Consider the following 18,727-nt stretch of genomic DNA (forward strand, 5'->3'; position numbering starts at 1 on the left):
GCCCCCTAGCGGAAAAAGCTTTCGCAAGAAACCGCGTTTATGCGCAGGATTGCACGCAAGCCTTGCGGGTTTATCTTTCGCCTCGCCACATCCCTTATTCCCTTCGCGCGCAAACCGGCTAATACGGCCTGCATGACAGACCCAGCTTCTGCTCCTCGCCGCGTTGCCGTTATCGGACTTGGTGTGATGGGAGGGCCGATTGCCCGCCATCTGGGCCATGCCGGACACAGCATGACGCTGTATAACCGCAGCCCCAAGCGGATCGAACATTGGCGCGAGGCCAACCCCGATATCGAGGTGCGCGAGGCCAACAATGCCGCCGACGCCGCCGACGGGGCCGATGTGGTCATCACATGCGTTGGCAATGACGATGATCTGGCCGAGGTGGTTCTGGGGCCGCAGGGCGTGTTTTCCACGCTGCATCCGGGCGGATTGTTCATCGACCATACGACCGTTTCGGCGCGCATCGCCCGCCAGATCGCGGTCGAGGCGCGCGACAAGGAAATCCGATGCGTCGATGCGCCCATGACCGGCGCGCAGGCGGGCGCCGAAGCAGGCACCTTGACACTGATGTGTGGCGGACGGGCCGATGCGGTGACGGCGGCAACGCCGGTCATGCGCGCCTATGCGCGCCGCATCGTGCATATCGGCAAGGCGGGCACCGGACAGGCGACCAAGATGGTCAACCAGATCGCATTGGCGGGCGTCACCGCCGCTCTTGCCGAAGCCTTTCGTCTGGCACAGGCCGAGCATCTTGATCTCGAAAAGGTCTATGAGGCGATCAGCGGGGGCGCCGCGCAAAGCTGGCAGATGGACAATCGCTGGCACACGATGGCGCAGGAAAAATTCGACTTCGGCTTTGCCATCGACTGGATGCGCAAGGATCTGGGTCTTGCGCTGGATGAAGGGCGCGGGCTTGGCCTGTCCTTCCCCGTGGCCGCGCTGATCGACCAGCTTTACGCCGATATTCAATCCATGGGCGGCGGGCGTCAGGATACCAGCGCCATTCTTCGCCGCCTGCCCAAACGAGGGGTTCGATGACAGTGAAATTTGCCGCCGCGCAGCTCGCGGCGTTGCTGTGTGGCGCCGGGGCGTCGCTGGCCGGTTCTTCGGCTATGGCCGACACTCTGGTGGACCATGTTGCGGGCCTGACGCTCAATTCCCTGGGCAATGTCGAGCGGTTCAACGGCATCGTCATCGACCGCGAAGGCCGCGTCATTCAATTGCTGCGCGAAGGCGATCCGCGACCGGCCAAGCTGGACTTTGCGGCCGATGGGCATGGGGCGGTGCTGCTGCCAGGCCTGATCGATGCCCATGCGCATGTGATGGGCGTGGGGATTGCGGCGCTCACCCTCGACCTGTCCGACACGACATCTTTGGCGCAGGCGCAGGAGAAAATCCGCGCCTATGCCGCCAAATTCCCCGACCGTCCGTGGATTATCGGGCGTGGATGGAATCAGGAAACGTGGAAACTGGGCCGTTTTCCGACGGCGGCGGAACTGGACGCGGTTGTGGCCGATCGTCCGGTCTGGCTGGAACGGGTTGACGGTCACGCCGGCTGGGCCAATTCGAAAGCTCTGGCCGCAGCAGGCGTGACGGCGGCTACCAAAGACCCCAGCGGAGGCAAGATCGACCGCCTGCCCGCGCCCAAGGTTGCGGGCAAAGCGCCGGTTGCGGGCAAGCCTGCTGGCGTACTGATCGATGGGGCGATGGGTTTGATCACCAAGATCGTGCCCCCGCCCCGCCCGGAGGACCGCGACGCGGCTCTGGCCAAGGCGCAGGAGATTTTCCTGTCGCGCGGGGTAACGGCGGCGGCCGACATGGGCACATCCATCGACGACTGGCAGGCGATGCGTCGTGCCGGTGACGAAGGCACGCTAAAAATGCGGGTCATGGCCTATGGCGACGGCATTGCGAACACGGTGCTGATTGGCGGGCCGGGGCCTTCTCCATGGCTGTATGACGACCGGCTGCGGCTGAATGGGGTCAAGCTTTATCTGGATGGCGCGCTCGGCTCACGCGGGGCTTGGCTCAAGGCGCCCTATGCCGATGCGGCAACCAGCGGTTTGCCATTTTTGAACGAAACGCAGCTCAAAAACCTGATGAGCCGCGCGGCGATGGACCATTTTCAGGTGGCCGTCCATGCGATTGGCGATGCGGCCAATGCGACGCTGCTGTCCGCCATCGAGGATGAGGCGCAGACCTATAAGGGCGACCGGCGTTGGCGCATTGAGCATGCGCAGATCGTCGATCCGGCTGACATCGCCCGCTTTGGCAAAAACGGCATCATCGCCAGCATGCAGCCCATCCACCAAACCAGCGACCGCACCATGGCCGAAGCGCGGCTGGGCCCGAACCGGTTGACCGGCGCCTATGCCTGGGCGTCAATGCTCAAGGCGGGGGCGGGGCTGGCTTTCGGATCGGACGCGCCGGTGGAGGTTTCCGATCCCTTTGCCGGGATCGCCGCCGCCATCACCCGCGAAGGCCCCGATGGCCAGCCCGCCGGTGGATGGCAGCCGCAGGAAAAGCTGACCCGCATGCAGGCGCTGGCCGCCTATACCACGGGCGCGGCCTATGCCGGTTTTGCCGAAACCCGCCTTGGTCAATTGCGCCCCGGTTGGCGCGCCGATTTCGTGCTGGTCGATGTCGATCCGTTGAGCGCGACGCCTGAAAAGATCCGCGCCGCCAAGGTCATGCAGACTTGGGTGGGCGGAAAGTTGGTTTGGGAAGCGGGGAAGAAGTGAAGGGATTAGGTGCGAGGGTCTAGCCCCTCGCGCTCCCGTTACTGTCTGCGTTGTAGGGCGGGTTCAGCGTTGGCTGAATGACGCATCTTCACAAATCAAAGCCTGCGGCGCGGAAAAGGCTGCCCTATCCGCGCCGCAGGCTTTCAACATCAAACCTGTTCTGTGTGACACGCCCCCCATTACCGGGATTGCAAAGGGCCCCCGCCCTTTGCCCGCCGGAGGCATCTTACGTCAAACTTCAAGCCTCGACCTGAACCTCACCCTGCGCCTCACCCTGCGCCTCACCCTTGGCGGCACGCTTTTCACCAAACCACATCACCACCAGCGACCCTTCGAACAGGATCATCAGCGGCACGGCCAGCATCAATTGCGAACCCACGTCCGGCGGGGTCAGCACAGCGGCCAGAACGGTAATCCCGACGATGACATAGCGGCGCGCGCTGGAAAGCTGCTGGCGCGTGACGATCCCTGCGCGGTTGAGCAACAGCAGCAGCACCGGCAGCAGAAAGCTGATGCCAAAGGCGAGGATGAATTGCATCACCAGCCCAAGGTAATCACCGACGCTGGGCAGAGCCTCCATCTGGATCCCGCCGCGATTGCCCTGAAAACCCAGCATCCATGCAAAGGCGGTCGGCATCACCACGTAATAGGCCAGCGCCGCCCCCGACAGGAACAGCACGGGCGTTGCCAGAATAAAGGGCAGAAACGCCTTCTTTTCCTTCGCATAGAGGCCCGGCGCGATAAAGGCCCACATCTGGTTCGCGATCACCGGAAAGGCCAACATAAAGGCCGCAAAGAGCGCCACCTTCAAATCGACAAAGAATGCTTCATAGAGCTTGGTATAGATCAGTTTACCCCCCAGCCCCGACGCGGTGCGCAGCGGCTGGACCAGAAAGGCCATGATGGGGTTCACGAAATAAAGGCAGATGCCAAAGGCCACGAACAAAGCCGCGATGGATTTGAGCAGACGCGCCCGCAATTCCACCAGATGTTCAAGCAGCGGCGCCTGCGATTCGTCGATATCCTTGATTTCAAAAGCCATCTTTATTCGCCCTTGGCCTTTGTCGTATCGACAGCCCCGATCTGTTCATGGGGGGCCTGTTCATGGGCCGCATGTTCATGGGCGCTGGCCGAATGCGGATCGACCGGCAAATCGCCGCCATGATGGCCCGCAGCCGGCGCTTCGGCCGCAACATAGGGCTGGGTCGGTGCATGTTCGGCCAATTCCGGCGCAGGCAAAGCCTCAGGCGGGCTGGCCTTCATGATGGCCTCATTCTGCTCGCGCCATTTCTTTTCCATCTCCTCCATCTCCGCCTCGCGGATCATGGTTTCGATGCCGGAACGGAAATGGCCCGAGACACGGCGCACCGTCCCCATCCACTTGCCCATGGTCCGCATGGCGCGAGGCATATCCTTGGGGCCGATCACCACCACGGCGACCACCGCCGTCAGCAGAAATTCCGATGGAGCAATGTCAAACAACACAGTGCGTCAGGCCAATCATGCGAGGAATGGAAAGAAAGGCTCAGTTATGGCCGGTCTTTTCTTCGGTGGCCGCAGGCGCAACCGGTTCACCCTTGGCTTCGATCTGGGCCGGGGGGGGCGTTGCGGGGCGGTCGGTTTCATCCGCCATGCCTTCTTTAAAGCTTTTGATGCCCTTGCCGAAATCGCCCATGATATCCGACACGCGACCGCGCCCGAACAGCACCAGCACGACCAGCAGAACGATGACCCAGTGCCAGACAGACCCAAAACCCATGATACCAACTCCTTGAAGCCGTGATGACGACCGTTTCATCCACCATCACGCGCATTTTGATCCTATCTAGGCACTTTCCTCGCCCGACGCCAGCCCATCCGCTGATTGACGTAGTGGATCATCACTGTTCGGAACCTCGGGCGTTTCCCCCATCAGCGCATCATAGGCTTCATCGACCGGATCGAGCAGGCCCGTGGCGCGCAATTCCTCGATTCCGGGCAGGTCGCGGCGGCTGCCCAGACCAAAGTGGGCGAGGAAAGCGGGCGTCGTGGCATAGATGACCGGACGGCCTGGCACCTCTCGCCGCCCCGCTATGCGCACCCATCCGGCCTCCATCAACACATCGATCGTGCCCTTGGCGGTTTGAACCCCGCGAATCGCCTCGATCTCGGCGCGGCTGACGGGTTCGTGATAGGCGATGATGGCAAGACATTCGGTGGCCGCCCGCGTCAGGCGGCGCGGTTCCTCATGCATGGGGCGCAAAAGATGGGCCAGATCAGGCGCGGTCTGGAAATGCCAGCGCCCGCCGCGTTCGACCAATTCAACCCCGCGCCCCGCGTAATGCTGCGCCAATTCGCGCAAGGCATCGCGCACCGGCCATTCGCCCTGCCCCAGATGACGGGCGATGCCCTCCACGCTCATCGGCTGGGTGGCGGCAAAGAGCGTGGCCTCCAGCGCGCGGACAAGCGGGCTCATGCGTTCAGGCTCCGCAGGCGCAGCGGGCCGAACACATGGTCCTGCATAATCTCCACCCGCCCCTGTCGCGCCAGTTCGAGCGCGGCGACAAAGCTGGAAGCAAGCGCAGAACGGCGCAACCTCTCATCGCTCCATTCGACCTGCGAGGCCGGGGGCAGGAATTCGCGCAACTCCACCCAGTCCAGCGTCACCCCCAGCATCGCGGACATACGCGATAGCGCCGATTCCAGCGTCATCACCTTGCGATCACGCACAATATGGACGACCGGGGCATTGCGTGCCTTGACCTGACCATAGGCAGAAATGAGGTCATAGAGGTCGCTTTGCCACACCGCCTTTTTGCCGATGCGCAGCCCTTCGGGCGCGCCTCGCATAAAGACGTCGCGCCCCAGACGATCACGCGCCAAGAGTCTTGCTGCCGCCTCTCGCATCGCGGCCAGACGTTGCAGGCGCAATTGCAGACGCAGCGCCAGCTCTTCGGGCGAAGGCTGCTCCTGCTCCTCCTTGGGCAACAGGAGCGAGGATTTGAGATAAGCCAGCCACGCCGCCATCACCAGATAATCGGCGGCAAGTTCCAGCTTGAGCGCCTCGGCCTGTTCGACATAGGCGATATATTGATCGACCAGTTCAAGGATCGAGATACGTCGCAAATCCACCTTTTGCCGCCGCGCCAGATCGAGCAGCAGGTCAAGCGGCCCTTCCCACCCCTCGATTTCCAGCATCAGCGCATCGCGGGCAGTCCCGGCAGCAAGGGGCGCGGTAAACAGATCCGCGCCTTGCCCGGCAGGATGCGCCGCTTCGCTCACACCGCAAAACTCATGCCAGCGCCAGCAGCGCGTCACGCGTGGCGATACATTCCGCCTGACGATCCAGCGCCAGTTCCGACGACAGGAAAGTGCCCGCCATGGCCCGCGCCAGACGCGCGGCGCTTGCCTCGCTGATGGTCGGGCAGGCCTGCGCAATGCCCACCATATCCTCCATCCGCGCCCAGCAATTGAGCACAAGATCGCAGCCCGCCGCCAGCGCCCGCGCCGACCGTTCCGGGATCGTGCCCGACAGCGCCTGCATATCGATGTCATCGGTCAGCAGCAGGCCGTCAAACCCAATCGCCCCGCGAATAATGTCCGAAACAATGCGCGGCGATTGGGTGGCAGGCGCATCGGCATCCCACGCGGTGAAAAGGATATGCCCCGTCATGCCGATCTTCGCCCTCGCAGCCAAAGCGCGGAACGGCGCCAGATCGCGTTCCAGCGCATCGGCATCGGCATGGACCGTGGGCAATTCCTTGTGGCTGTCGGCCCCGGCGCGGCCGTGCCCGGGCATATGTTTAATCACACCCGCAACGCCTGCGGCCTCCAGACCTTCAAGGATGGCGCGGCCAAGAGCGGCCACCCGCATCGGCTCCTCGCCCAGAGCGCGGTCGCCGATCACGTCATGGGTGCCCGGTTCACGCACATCGACACAGGGCCAGCAATCGACCGTAATCCCCGCCGCCGCCAGATCCAGCCCCAGCGCCTCGGCATTGGCGCGGGCTGCGGCAATCGCGCTGGACGGAGCCAGATCATAGAGGCGCGCAAAAGGTTCACCCGCCGGATATTTGGGCCATACCGGCGGCTTCATCCGGGCGACGCGCCCGCCTTCCTGATCGATGCTGATGAACAGATCGTCGCGCCCGTGCAGGCCGCGCAATTGGTCGGTCAGCGCCCGCAGTTGCTCACGATTTTCAACATTACGGCCGAACAGGATGTACCCCGCCGGGTCGCAATCGCGAAAGAATGCGCGTTCTTCATCTGTAAGGGTCAGGCCCGAAAGGCCGAAAATCGCCGGTATCATACGGCCATCCGTTGCACGTAACCGATGGCTTACGCAAGATCCGCTTAATGCTTAACCTGACAGGGCAGACCATCAGCCTTCAACCGCTCGCACAAGCCCGCCCCGCCCCCGGCATTGGTCACCAGTTGCAGGCGATAGACCGTGCCCAGATCAATCTTGGCCGAAACGATGCGGTGGTTCATGCCTTTAAGCATTTCATGCCCCTGCACCAAACGGTTCCACCCTGCCACCGCCGCGCTTTCGCTGGTATAGGCCGCGATCTGGACCACGCCGCCGGCCGGGCCGCTTTCCACAACCGCCGCTTTGGGCGCAGCCGCGGGCTTGGCCGCAGGCGCCGCTTCGGGCTTGGCCGCCACCGGCGCGCCACCGGCAAAACTGGCGCCTGCCGCCGCCGCCGTTGATGCGGCAACCTCGGCTGCATTGGCCCCGGCGGCTTGGGCATCGCTGCCGGCCAGTTGCGCGGGACGTTCCTGCCCCTGCGAAACGGCAAAGCTGGAATCGCCGGTTCCGGCAAACTGCTTGCCGCCCGGATCCTTGGGCGCTTCCTTGTAACTTTCGGCGGGCGCGGCCACCACGCTGCCATCGGCGACGGGGACGCTGTTGTCCGAACGATGCGTGAAATACCAGAAACCGCCGACCGCCGCCGCCGTCAGCGCCAGACCGCCCAGCACCGCCACCGCAACGCGCTTGTTGTCGATGCCCTCATATTCCTCGTCATCATCCGATTCGAGCCAGGGCAGGCGATCCTGTTCATCAAATTTGATCCCGCCATGGCCCAGCACGTCGCCCACGCCGTGCAGCGCGCCATCATCCTGACCGGGCAAAGCCTCGCGGGCGTCCTGATACCATTGGTGGGCGCGTTCATCCGCGCCCTGAACATAGGCGGTGGTTTCCTGCGACAAAACGCTGGCCTTGTCCGCCAGGGTCGCCGCGCTGCCCAAGGCGGCGTCGCGGGCGCGGCCAATCAGGTCACGCGCCCGCGTTTCCGCGTCATTGGCCGCCGGGTTGATACCATTGCCGAATGGCTGAGCGGGTCCGTTGCCCATGTTGCCACGGCCGTCGTCCAGACCACCCGGCCCAAATCCACCCAGACCATTCGACATGGCTTACATCTCCTCCACGGCGGTCACGCCGAGGATGGCAAGGCCGTTGCGGATAATCTGCCCGATTTGCGAGGCCAAGAAAAGCCTTGCCCCCGTCAGTGTACCGTTTTCGGACACGATGAAACGCTTGTCCGGGCGATCATTGCCGACATTCCAATAGGCATGGAAGGCTGCGGCCAGATCGGCAAGGAAGAAAGCCACGCGATGCGGTTCACGCGCAGCAGCAGCGGCTTCGACCAGACGCGGGAATTGCGCGCCCGTGCGCACCAGTGCCAATTCTTCTTCGCCAAGCAGTTCCAGCCCTTCAGCCGAAGGCGCAAAGCCTTCCGCCGCGCCCTTGCGCAGGGTCGAGCAGATACGCGCATGAGCATATTGCAGATAGAAGACCGGATTGTCCTTGCTGGCCTCGACCACCTTGGCAAAGTCAAAGTCCATCTGTGCTTCGGGCTTGCGGGTCAGCATGGTGAAGCGCACGACTTCCTTGCCCACTTCCTCCACCACTTCGCGCAGGGTGACGAAATTGCCCGAACGCTTGGACATTTTCACCGGCTCGCCATCGCGCAGAAGCTGAACCATCTGCACCAGCTTGACCTCGAAGGGCTTGCCCCCCTTGCCATTGCCTTCGCCATCGCGCCCGGTCATGGCCGCCACAGCCGCCTTGATGCGCTTGACGGTGCCGGCATGGTCCGCGCCCCAGATGTCGACCAAGGCGTCGGCGGTCTGCGCTTTCTGATAGTGATAGGCCAAATCGGCGCCGAAATAGGTCCAGTTGCCATCCGACTTCTTGATCGGACGGTCCTGATCGTCGCCAAACTTGGTGCTGCGGAACAGCGGCAGCGCCACAGGCTCCCAATCATCGGGCAGCTTGCCTTTGGGCGCTTCCAATTCGCCATCATAGACCAGATCGACCGAGCGCAGCCATGCCTCGGCTTCTTCCGGCTTGCCCGCCGCCTGAAGCTCTGCTTCGGACGAGAACAGGTCATGGTTGATGCCCAACAACGCCAGATCGTCGCGGATCATGTCCATCATCTTGGCAACAGCGCGCACGCGGAACAGCGCCAGCCATTCAGCCTCGGGCGCATCGACATATTTGTCGCCAAACTCGGCCGCCAGGGCCTGCCCCACCGGCACCAGATAGTCGCCCGGATAGAGACCTTCGGGGATCTCGCCCACCTGATGGCCCAGCGCTTCAAGGTAACGGACATGAGCGCTGCGGGCCAGAACCTGCACCTGCGCGCCTGCATCGTTGACGTAATATTCGCGGATGACCTTATGCCCGGCCCATTCCAGCAAGGAGGCCAGCGCATCGCCCACCACCGCGCCGCGGCAATGGCCCATATGCATGGGGCCGGTCGGGTTGGCCGAAACATATTCAACGTTGACGGTCGTGCCCGCACCCACGCCCGAACGGCCATAATCACCGCCCAGCGTCCCGATCAGCGCCAGTTCGCCCAGCCATGCCGCATCCGACAGGCGCAGGTTGATAAAGCCCGGCCCGGCAATCTCGGCCTTGGAAACCTGCGGCAGCTTTTCCAGCTCTGCCACCAGCAGCGTTGCCAGCGCGCGCGGATTGGTGCCCGCCGCCTTGGCCAGAACCATCGCGGCATTGGTGGCCAGATCGCCATGGCTGGGATCGCGCGGGCTTTCGACCGTCACCGCGCCTCGGTTCAAACCTTCGGGCAATTGCCCAGCCGCCACCAGCGCGTCGAGCGCATCGGCAACATGGCCTGCAAAGGCGTGAAAGATCGGGGCGGTCTTGTCGGCTTGCTGTGTCATGACCGCGCGCCTAGCGAATTTACGCCATAAACGAAAGGGGGGCCGCTAAGCCCCCCGATACATTCACCGCGTCGCGTTATATTGAAGCTGTTCCGGGGTCAGCTGAAACCCGACCAGAACCTCGAACGAAGCCTTGGCAATGGCGGCTCGCACTTCCGGATCGGTCAGAGGGTCAACCGCCGCATCGGCCTCGCCCGCCTTGCGCTGTTTCAACAGGCGATCGCGGACCGCCGTGTCCAGCGTCGCGTCGGCCTTGTTGATCGTCGCACCGCCCGATGCCGTCACTTCGGCGCGGGTCTGGCCATCGGCGAAACGCACGGTCGCGGTGCCAAGACGCTTTGCAATCACGACATTGCCGCCGCGCATCACCGTGATGAAATAGGGCAGGTTCACAACGCGTTCCCCGCGCGTATCGACACGCGTGGCCAAAACCTTGAACGTCAAATTGGCCTGAACCGGGTTGGCTTTGGGGTCGCACTGGCTGCGCACATCGGTGATCGCGCCGGTCAAATCGAGCGCACTGGCCACCTGACCACCGCCAAGGCGGAACGTGGTGATATCGCCGGTATAATCGGCAATGCCCACCGCAGGGCAGGTCGAGCGCACCGCCGTGATGCCGACGCCGTCCTGAACCACCAGTTCACCGGTCGATTTGCACCCGGCCAGCAAAGCCATGGCACCCAACAGTCCCGCCCCGCAAGCAACTTTGGCATTCATTCGGCGTGTACGAAAGGGCATGACAGACTCGTTCCTTCAACATTCCTGTTCGCTGCCCTAGCGGCGCGCGGCGCAAAGCGCTAGAGGCGGGTGTATGAACACCGCCTTTCCCGCCCCCGCCGATTCCATTTCTTTGCAACCGCTCAAGCTGTTGATTGCCGCGCCGCGCGGTTTTTGCGCCGGCGTCGATCGAGCCATTGAAATTGTTGAACGCGCGATTCGCAAATATGGCGCCCCCGTCTATGTGCGGCACGAAATTGTCCACAACCGCTATGTGGTCGATGGGCTGAAAGCCAAGGGCGCGATCTTTGTCGAGGAACTGGACGAGGTTCCCGATGGCGTTCCGGTGATTTTTTCAGCCCACGGCGTGCCCAAGGCGGTTCCGGCGGCGGCCGACGCGCGCGGGCTGGAATGGCTCGACGCCACATGCCCGCTGGTGTCCAAAGTCCACCGTCAGGCCGAGCGTCAGATCGAGGCCGGCCGCCACATCATCTTCATCGGCCACAAGGGCCACCCCGAAGTGATCGGCACATTCGGTCAGGTGCCCGAAGGCCATATGACCTTGGTCGAAACGGTCGAGGACGTGGCCACCCTGCCCTTCACCACCGATGATTCGCTGGGCTTCCTGACCCAGACCACGCTGTCGGTTGACGATACCCACGAAATTATCGAGGCGCTCAAGGCACGCTATCCCCAGATCCACGCGCCTCGCGCCGAGGATATCTGTTATGCGACATCAAACCGGCAGGCGGCGGTCAAGGCAATTGCCCCGCAATGCGACATGGTTCTGGTGATCGGCGCGCCCAATTCGTCCAATTCGATGCGTCTGGTCGAAGTGTCGGAGCGCGGCGGCACCCCCTCGCGTCTGGTGCAACGCGCCGATGAGATTGACGAAACCTGGTTGGAGGGCGTGTCCACTTTGGGCCTGACCGCCGGTGCCAGCGCACCCGAAGAACTGGTGCGCGAAGTCATCGCCCGTCTGGGCCAATGGCGCAAGGTCGAAGAAGAGACGGTCGTCACCACCGAAGAAAACATGATCTTCAAACTGCCGCGCCAACTGGCTGGCTAAATCGAGGCGGCAATGGCGGTTTATACACAATTGGGTGCCGAAGCGCTGGCCGCGCTGATCGGTGAGTTTTCGGTCGGCGACCTCGTTTCGGCCAAGGGCATTGCCGAGGGCGTGTCCAATTCAAACTGGCTGATCGAAACCACGGGCACCGGATCGGGGCCGCAACGCTTCATCCTGACCATGTTCGAGGGCCGGACGGAAGTGGCCGAGTTGCCCTTCTTCCTTGGCCTGCTCGATCATCTGGCCGACAAGAAATGTCCGGTGCCGCGCACGATCCACGACCGGACAGGCGCCAGTTTCCGCTGGATCGACGACAAGGCGGTGACGTTGATCGAATTTTTGCCCGGCGTTTCGGTGTCCGAACCCACGGCGGGGCAAGCGCGCTCAGTGGGCGCGGCGCTGGCGGGCCTGCATCTGGCCGCCGCCGATTTCCCGCAGAGCCGCGCCAATGACCTCAGCCTTGCCGGATGGCGGGGGCTGATCGATGGTTGCGGGGCCGAGGGACTGGCCTCGATCGATCCGGCGCTGGCGGGCCTTGTGGCGCGTGAAATGGCGGTTATTGAGGCCGAATGGCCGACTGACCTGCCTCGCTCGATCATCCATGCCGATCTGTTCCCCGACAATGTGCTGATGCTGGGCGAGTCTGTGACGGGCCTGATCGATTTCTATTTCTCGTGCCATGACATCATCGCCTATGACGTGGCCGTAACCCATGCGGCATGGTGCTTTTCGGGCGACGGGCGCGTGTTCAATTCGGAAATTTCCGAGGCGCTGCTGGGCGGCTACGAATCGGTGCGCCCGCTTTCCTATGCCGAAACGGCGGCCCTGCCGGTGCTGGCGCGCGGGGCGGCGATGCGGTTTCTGTCCACCCGCGCCTATGACTGGATCAACACCCCGCCCGATGCGCTGGTGGTCAAAAAAGACCCGATGGCCTTTGCCCGCCGTCTGGAATTTTACGCCGCCAATCCGGGCGTGTTTGGCGCGTGAAACAGGTCGAGATTTTCACCGATGGGGCCTGCAAGGGAAACCCCGGCCCCGGCGGCTGGGCGGCTTTGTTGCGCATGGGCGCGCGGGAAAAGGAACTGGTCGGGGCCGAGGCGCAGACCACCAACAACCGCATGGAAATGACCGCCGTGATCCGCGCGCTGGCGGCCCTCAACCAGCCGTGCGAGGTTAAGCTCTGCACCGACAGCAAATATGTGATCGACGGCATCACCCAATGGGTGTTCGGTTGGCAAAAGCGCGGCTGGGTCAATGCGAAGAAAGAGCCCGTCGCTAATGAAGACCTGTGGCGGCAGATGCTGATCGTGGCCAAGCCGCACAAGATCGACTGGCAATGGGTGCGCGGCCATAATGGCCATGCGGAAAACGAGCGCGTGGACAAACTGGCCAGTGATGCGGCGGTTGAGGTCGGAAAGAAGAAGTAAGTGATGGATGCGAGGATCTAGACCCTCGCGCTCCCACTACTGTCTGCGATGCGCCAGGGAGTTAGGCGTTTTGTGTCGGACGCGGCTTTGGGATTTTTAAAGCTTGCTGCGCCCCTTCTCTCCTCGCGAAGCGGCTTGTCCCCAAACGAAAAACGCCCCCACGTTTCCGCAGGAGCGCATTCCATTAACGGGATCGCAAAGGGGCAAGCCCCTTTGCCCACCGGAGGCATCAAAACCCCCGATGATTACCCATCCAACCCATAAGCCGTGTGCAGCAAACGCACAGCCAGTTCGGTTTCGTCCGAATCGATCAGCACCGAAACCTTGATTTCCGAGGTCGAGATCGCCTGAATGTTGATCCCGCGGTCGGCCAGCGCCTTGAACATCATCGCGGCCACGCCAGCATGGCTGCGCATGCCCACGCCCACGACCGAGATCTTGGCGACCTTGGGATCGGTGGACAGCTTCTGATAGCCAATAACCTCACGGTTTTCTTCCAGCACGGCCACCGTGCGGTCGAGATCGGCGGCGGGCACGGTGAAGGTCACGTCCGTGTCCGTATCGGCGCGGCCAACGTTCTGGATAATCATATCCACGTTGATGTTGGCGGCGGCCAGCGGGCCAAAGATCGACGACACGGCGCCCGGGCGGTCCGGCACGGCGGTCAGGATAACCTTGGCGTCATTCTTGTCGGCGGCGATGCCGGTGATGAGTTGGCGTTCCATATCGAGGCCCTCAAGTTCTTCGTCGGACACGATCATCGTGCCGGGCAATGTATCTGCGGCGGGAGCGTTTTCGTCGATGAAGGACGAGAGCACCTGAACGCGCACCTTTTCCTTCATGGCAAGGCTGACCGAGCGGGTCTGAAGCACCTTGGAGCCGACGCTGGCCAGTTCCAGCATTTCCTCATAGGTGACATTCTTGAGCTTGCGCGCCTTGGCGACGATGCGCGGGTCGGTGGTGTAAACGCCGTCCACGTCGGTATAGATGTCACAGCGATCCGCTTTCAGCGCCGCCGCAACCGCCACAGCCGAAGTGTCCGAACCACCGCGACCCAGCGTGGTGATGCGGTTGTCGGCGGTCAGACCCTGGAAACCGGGGATCACGGCGATTTCGCCGCGCGCCATGCTGGCCAGAATCTCGTCGGTGTCGATCGATTCGATGCGTGCCTTGGCATGGGCGTCATCGGTGCGGATCGGCAATTGCCAGCCCAGCCACGAACGCGCCTTTGCACCAATGGATTGCAGCGTCAGCGCCAAAAGGCCGCTGGTCACCTGTTCGCCGCTGGCCACCACCACGTCATATTCGGCGGGGTCATACAGCGCGTTGGCTTCACGGCAAAAGTTTACCAGTCGGTCGGTTTCACCCGACATGGCCGACACCACCACCGCCACCTCGTGCCCGGCTTCTTGCTGGCGGCGCACAATGCCCGCCACGCGCCGGATGCGCTCGGTGCCGGCCATGGAGGTGCCGCCGAATTTCATGACGATCCGGGCCACGGTCACAGGCTCCTTAATTGAAACAAAATTACACGCGAGGCACTTGCCCCGCTTGGGGCTGGCGCTTTAGGTAGGTCCTATGAGCAATGCAACGACTATTCGCCCCGAAGAAGCCGCCCATTTTGGCAAATTGGCCGCAGAGTGGTGGGATCCGAAGGGTTCCTCGGCCATGCTGCACCGTTTGAACCCGGTCCGGCTGAAATTTATCCGTGATGCGGTGGATGCCCATTTCGGGGCCGATTCGCGCTCTGTGCGGCCTTTGGCCGGGCGGCGGGCGGTCGATGTGGGCTGCGGCGCGGGGCTTTTGTGCGAGCCTCTGGCCCGTCTGGGCGCGACCATGACCGGCGTGGACGCGGCGGCAGAAAATATCGCGGCGGCGCGCGAGCATGCGGCAGGCGGCGGCCTGTCCATCGAATACGTCTGCGGCGATGTCGGGACGCTGGGCCTGTCGGGCTATGATCTGGTCACCAGCATGGAGGTGATCGAACATGTCGCCGACAAGCGCGCCTTTCTACAGGCGTTGATCGGGGCGATGGCAGATGACGGGCTGATGATCCTGTCCACCCCCAACCGCACGCCCCAATCCAAATGGCTGATGATCGAGGCCGCCGAGCGCATCGGCATGGTGCCGCGCGGCACACACCATTGGGAGGATTTCATCACGCCCCCCGAACTGGCGTTGATGCTGGAGGATCTGGGGATGCAGGTGGGGCAGCCGATGGGGATCGCGTGGAATCCTTTGAAGGGCCTGCATCTGTCGAATGATATGGCGTTGAATTATATTCTTACGGCGAAGAAAGCCTGAGGGATTTTTGCCTCCGGCGGGTTAAGGGCGGGGGCCCTTAACAATCCCATTACTGTCTATGTCGCGCATGCCATCGCCCAAAGCGCAAGGGTGCAGCGCCGCAGGCTATTAAACCGCTTCGCGGAACGGTGCTGCCTTGCCAACGAAGCGCAACCCAAAACCGGGATTGTTAAGGGCCCCCGCCCTTAACCCGCCGGAGGCACCTTAACCTTAACCGCGTCAATCGCCTCCACCACCTGCGCCTCCCGCTCGTCCCAATCCCCATCGATGCGGGCGTAACAGACCCCCGCCCGCACCAGCATCTCCTCTGACACAGCCGCGAAACGCGCCCGCGCCTCGTCACTGCCAAAGAAGCGCGTGCCATCGGCCACCCATGGCACATCGGGCGAAAAGAGCATGTAGAGATCAGCCTTGGGATAGGCGAAGAGTTCTTGCGGAGCTTGGCCAAACAGCATCTGCGCCCATGCCGCGGTCATCAACGGATCGGTGTCAAGGATCAACACCGGGGGCCTTGCCTCACTCGCGCGCAACATGGCCTCGTTCTGGCCCCGCGCCATGGCGAGGAGATCGTCCATGGTGAAATCGGTGCCATGCGTTTCGGCATATTCGCGGCCATATTCGGCCACCCATGGCCAGCCGTAACGCTGGCGCAACCTATCTGCCAATACTGATTTGCCCGTGCTTTCCGCGCCATGAAAACAGACGCGGATCATGCCCGCCCCGCCTTCATCCATTCACACAGGCCCATGAGCGACAGCACCAGAAACCCGACATAGAGCCCCGCCGTCGGATAAAGCCCCCGATTGATGTAGAGCGCGACCGAGGCCACATCGATGGCGATCCACAACACCCAATTCTCGGTCCGGCGCAGGCCCAGCAGGATTTGCGCGGCCACGCTGGCCCCGGTCACCGCCGAATCGGCAAAGGGCATGGCCGCATTGGTAAAGCGCGCCAAGGCCCAGCCCAGATTAATGCTGAGCGCGGCGGTGACGACCGTCCAGACGATCCGGCTGAACGGGCTGAGCCAGCCGACCGGAACCTCGTCCCCGCCACCCTTGCTGCGCGCCCAGAGCCACCAGCCCCAGCCCTGCGCGGCAAAGAAGAACACCTGAAGCCCGCTTTCGGCATAGAGGCGCGATTCATAGAAAACAAAAACATAGATCGCGACCATCGCCATGCCAAAAGCATAGTTCCAGACCGACCGCCGCACGAGCAGCGCGATATTGACCAGACCAAGCCCGGCCGCCACCCATTCAAGGATTGGAAACCAACTGGCGTCCATCGCGCCCCTCCATTGCCTTTAACGCAGGGCGGTTTCCCATTCGCTGGCCTTGAAACCGACCAGCAGGCCGCCATCATGTTCCACGATCGGGCGCTTGATCATCGATGGTTGTTCCACCATCAACGCGATGGCAAGGCTTTCATCCATCATCGAGCGGGTGGCTTCGGGCAGTTTCTTGAACGTAGTGCCCGCTTTATTCAGCACCTTGTCCAGCCCCGCCGTGGCGATCCAGCCAGCCAGCTTGCCCGCATCCGCGCCGCCCTTTTTGTAATCAAAGAAGGTATAGTTATAGCCATTACCCTCCAGCCATTTGCGAGCTTTGGCGACCGTGTCGCAATTGGCGATGCCGTAGAGGGTGATGGTCATGGGATATCCTAATTCCGGAAGTTAAAGGCCCCCATAGACGAAGCGACAACACTGTCACCCCCTATAACCGCGAATTACGGCCTGCGGCTCAAGGAAACACCCGCATCCGCGCATCGTCACAGGCATACATGGTGAATTGCTCGTAATACTGGTCGCGCCCGCGTGCCTGTGCCTCGCGGTGTTCGGGGTGGCGACCCCATGCGCGGGCCGCCTCGACGCTTTCCCAGACCGAGATTGTCACCGTTTCGCCATCGGGCGCGGCAAAGCTTTTGTAATCGACAAAGCCGGGCTGCGCCTGTGCCAGTTCGCTCATGCGCGCCGCATCGGCGGCATAGGCGGCGGCATCATAATCAGCCCGCTTGCGGCTGCGAAAGACGTTCATATACATGCCACAAACCCTAACAGTGGACTTTTGCCCCCACAATCGCCAAAGAGCGCGCCTATGAGCTGGAACACCTTTGGTCGTCTTTTCCGATTCACCACCTGGGGCGAAAGTCACGGGCCGGCGCTTGGCGCTGTTGTCGATGGCTGCCCGGCCGGGCTGGCGATTGATGAAAGCATGATCCAGCCCTTTCTGGACGCGCGCCGTCCGGGGCAAAGCAAGTTCACCACCCAGCGCAACGAACCCGATCAGGTCAAGATCCTGTCCGGCGTGTTCGAAGGCAAGACGACCGGCACGCCGATCAGCCTGATGATCGAAAACACCGATCAGCGCTCCAAGGACTATTCCGAGGTCGCCAAATCCTATCGCCCCGGCCATGCCGATTACGCCTATGACGCCAAATATGGTTTCCGCGACTATCGCGGCGGCGGGCGTTCCAGCGCGCGCGAAACCGCCGCGCGCGTGGCGGCGGGCGGCGTGGCGCGTCTGGTGATCCCGGAAGTGACCATCGTCGGTTATGTCAGCCAGATTGGCGATGACCGCATCGACATGGCCAATTTCGACGTTGAACAGATCCGCCAGAACCCCTTCTTCTGCCCCGACGCCGAAGCCGCCAAGCGGTGGGAAGCGATTGTGGATCAGGCGCGCCTTGATGGTTCGTCGATCGGCGCGGTGGTCGAATGCATCGCCTATGGCGTGCCCGCCGGTTGGGGCGCGCCGCTGTATGCCAAGCTCGACTCTGAACTGGCCGCCGCGATGATGAGCATCAATGCGGTCAAGGGCGTGGAAGTCGGCGATGGCTTTGCCGCCGCCACGCTGCGCGGCGAACAGAACGCCGACCCGATGCGCCCCGGCCCCGACGGGCGGCCGGTGTTCGAGGCCAACCACGCAGGCGGCATCGCAGGCGGCATTTCCACGGGCCAGCCGGTCGTGGTGCGCGTGGCCTTCAAGCCGACCTCCTCGATCCTGATCTCTGTCCCCACCATCACGCGTGAAGGTGAAGCCAGCGAAATCCGCACCAAGGGCCGCCACGACCCTTGCGTGGGCATTCGCGGCGTGCCAGTGGTCGAAGCGATGATGGCGCTGGTGCTGGCCGATCAAAAGCTGATGGATCGCGGGACGGCGCCTTTTTCGCGCGGGTAAACCGCAAATTGCCATGACAATTTCCAAGCTTGCCTTGGTTTAGCCTCGGCCCCTTCCACGGGCCGGGGCCTTTGTCATGGGCCGCATCCATGACGGGAACGCCGTGATCGACAAAAACGATCAAAA

Annotated in this window: 21 protein-coding genes; 7 read left to right on the forward strand and 14 right to left on the reverse strand. The window is 62.7% G+C overall.

The annotated features are described in order from the left end of the window. The first annotated feature begins 132 nt into the window (after window positions 1-132). A complete protein-coding gene (locus ACZ9HU_RS11975; protein WP_476105204.1) occupies window positions 133-1,041 on the forward strand; it encodes an NAD(P)-dependent oxidoreductase in 909 nt (302 codons plus the stop codon). Then, complete coding sequence (locus ACZ9HU_RS11980) at window positions 1,038-2,744, forward strand: amidohydrolase (protein WP_476105205.1); 1,707 nt, start codon at window positions 1,038-1,040, stop codon at window positions 2,742-2,744. Before ACZ9HU_RS11975 ends, ACZ9HU_RS11980 begins: the two co-directional genes overlap by 4 nt. A 238-nt stretch (window positions 2,745-2,982) precedes the next feature. On the opposite strand, the gene tatC is transcribed toward ACZ9HU_RS11980, so the two are convergent. The 9 genes from tatC to ACZ9HU_RS12025 form a co-directional block, all read right to left on the reverse strand. Next, complete coding sequence (gene tatC, locus ACZ9HU_RS11985; RefSeq protein ID WP_476105207.1) at window positions 2,983-3,786, reverse strand: twin-arginine translocase subunit TatC; 804 nt, start codon at window positions 3,784-3,786, stop codon at window positions 2,983-2,985. A 2-nt stretch (window positions 3,787-3,788) separates the two neighbouring features. Next, the gene (tatB, locus tag ACZ9HU_RS11990; protein WP_476105209.1) at window positions 3,789-4,226 is read right to left on the reverse strand and encodes a Sec-independent protein translocase protein TatB; all 438 of its coding nucleotides are present in this window, start codon (window positions 4,224-4,226) and stop codon (window positions 3,789-3,791) included. Window positions 4,227-4,269: 43 nt separating this feature from the next. Beyond that, window positions 4,270-4,503 carry a twin-arginine translocase TatA/TatE family subunit gene (locus ACZ9HU_RS11995; protein WP_476105211.1) on the reverse strand — a complete coding sequence of 78 codons (234 nt, stop codon included), beginning with the start codon at window positions 4,501-4,503 and terminating at the stop codon, window positions 4,270-4,272. A 66-nt stretch (window positions 4,504-4,569) separates the two neighbouring features. Beyond that, the gene (scpB, locus tag ACZ9HU_RS12000; RefSeq protein WP_476105213.1) at window positions 4,570-5,199 is read right to left on the reverse strand and encodes an SMC-Scp complex subunit ScpB; all 630 of its coding nucleotides are present in this window, start codon (window positions 5,197-5,199) and stop codon (window positions 4,570-4,572) included. After that, entirely contained in the window at window positions 5,196-5,966 is a 771-nt protein-coding gene (locus ACZ9HU_RS12005; RefSeq protein ID WP_476105434.1) for a segregation and condensation protein A, read from the reverse strand. The genes scpB and ACZ9HU_RS12005 overlap by 4 nt, the downstream gene beginning before the upstream one ends. A 49-nt stretch (window positions 5,967-6,015) precedes the next feature. Beyond that, window positions 6,016-7,032: a beta-N-acetylhexosaminidase gene (nagZ, locus tag ACZ9HU_RS12010; protein WP_476105215.1), complete on the reverse strand. Its 1,017-nt coding sequence runs from the start codon at window positions 7,030-7,032 to the stop codon at window positions 6,016-6,018. A gap of 44 nt (window positions 7,033-7,076) precedes the next feature. Further along, the gene (locus tag ACZ9HU_RS12015) at window positions 7,077-8,135 is read right to left on the reverse strand and encodes a hypothetical protein (protein WP_476105217.1); all 1,059 of its coding nucleotides are present in this window, start codon (window positions 8,133-8,135) and stop codon (window positions 7,077-7,079) included. Between the two features lie 3 nt (window positions 8,136-8,138). Further along, window positions 8,139-9,911 (reverse strand): arginine--tRNA ligase, encoded by a 1,773-nt coding sequence (gene argS, locus ACZ9HU_RS12020; RefSeq protein ID WP_476105219.1) that lies wholly within the window; start codon window positions 9,909-9,911, stop codon window positions 8,139-8,141. A 63-nt stretch (window positions 9,912-9,974) separates the two neighbouring features. Then, complete coding sequence (locus ACZ9HU_RS12025; RefSeq protein ID WP_476105221.1) at window positions 9,975-10,628, reverse strand: hypothetical protein; 654 nt, start codon at window positions 10,626-10,628, stop codon at window positions 9,975-9,977. Window positions 10,629-10,722: 94 nt separating this feature from the next. On the opposite strand from ACZ9HU_RS12025, the gene ispH reads away from it, so the two are divergent. Genes ispH through rnhA form a run of 3 tightly spaced genes read left to right on the forward strand, consistent with a single transcriptional unit; the run spans window position 10,723 to window position 13,124 of the window. Further along, on the forward strand, window positions 10,723-11,697 hold the full coding sequence (ispH, locus tag ACZ9HU_RS12030) for a 4-hydroxy-3-methylbut-2-enyl diphosphate reductase (RefSeq protein ID WP_476105223.1): 975 nt from the start codon (window positions 10,723-10,725) through the stop codon (window positions 11,695-11,697). A gap of 12 nt (window positions 11,698-11,709) precedes the next feature. Continuing rightward, window positions 11,710-12,684 carry a homoserine kinase gene (gene thrB / locus ACZ9HU_RS12035; RefSeq protein ID WP_476105224.1) on the forward strand — a complete coding sequence of 325 codons (975 nt, stop codon included), beginning with the start codon at window positions 11,710-11,712 and terminating at the stop codon, window positions 12,682-12,684. After that, complete coding sequence (gene rnhA, locus ACZ9HU_RS12040; protein WP_476105226.1) at window positions 12,681-13,124, forward strand: ribonuclease HI; 444 nt, start codon at window positions 12,681-12,683, stop codon at window positions 13,122-13,124. The genes thrB and rnhA overlap by 4 nt, the downstream gene beginning before the upstream one ends. Before the next feature lie 245 nt (window positions 13,125-13,369). On the opposite strand, the gene ACZ9HU_RS12045 is transcribed toward rnhA, so the two are convergent. Beyond that, complete coding sequence (locus tag ACZ9HU_RS12045) at window positions 13,370-14,623, reverse strand: aspartate kinase (protein ID WP_476105228.1); 1,254 nt, start codon at window positions 14,621-14,623, stop codon at window positions 13,370-13,372. A gap of 79 nt (window positions 14,624-14,702) precedes the next feature. Between ACZ9HU_RS12045 and ubiG the strand changes: the two genes are divergently transcribed. After that, entirely contained in the window at window positions 14,703-15,428 is a 726-nt protein-coding gene (gene ubiG, locus ACZ9HU_RS12050; protein ID WP_476105230.1) for a bifunctional 2-polyprenyl-6-hydroxyphenol methylase/3-demethylubiquinol 3-O-methyltransferase UbiG, read from the forward strand. Between the two features lie 185 nt (window positions 15,429-15,613). Here ubiG and ACZ9HU_RS12055 read toward each other — a convergent pair whose 3' ends face one another. The 4 genes from ACZ9HU_RS12055 to ACZ9HU_RS12070 form a co-directional block, all read right to left on the reverse strand. Next, window positions 15,614-16,141, reverse strand: a complete 528-nt coding sequence (locus ACZ9HU_RS12055; RefSeq protein WP_476105231.1) for an AAA family ATPase — start codon at window positions 16,139-16,141, stop codon at window positions 15,614-15,616. Next, window positions 16,138-16,710 carry a nicotinamide riboside transporter PnuC gene (pnuC, locus tag ACZ9HU_RS12060; protein WP_476105233.1) on the reverse strand — a complete coding sequence of 191 codons (573 nt, stop codon included), beginning with the start codon at window positions 16,708-16,710 and terminating at the stop codon, window positions 16,138-16,140. Before pnuC ends, ACZ9HU_RS12055 begins: the two co-directional genes overlap by 4 nt. 18 nt (window positions 16,711-16,728) lie before the next feature. Further along, on the reverse strand, window positions 16,729-17,076 hold the full coding sequence (locus tag ACZ9HU_RS12065) for an arsenate reductase (RefSeq protein ID WP_476105234.1): 348 nt from the start codon (window positions 17,074-17,076) through the stop codon (window positions 16,729-16,731). Window positions 17,077-17,164: 88 nt separating this feature from the next. Further along, entirely contained in the window at window positions 17,165-17,458 is a 294-nt protein-coding gene (locus ACZ9HU_RS12070) for an antibiotic biosynthesis monooxygenase family protein (protein ID WP_476105236.1), read from the reverse strand. A 60-nt stretch (window positions 17,459-17,518) separates the two neighbouring features. On the opposite strand from ACZ9HU_RS12070, the gene aroC reads away from it, so the two are divergent. Continuing rightward, on the forward strand, window positions 17,519-18,601 hold the full coding sequence (aroC, locus tag ACZ9HU_RS12075) for a chorismate synthase (protein WP_476105238.1): 1,083 nt from the start codon (window positions 17,519-17,521) through the stop codon (window positions 18,599-18,601). Window positions 18,602-18,727 lie beyond the last annotated feature (126 nt).

It is taken from the genome of Novosphingobium sp. Sphag1I, assembly GCF_056279125.1.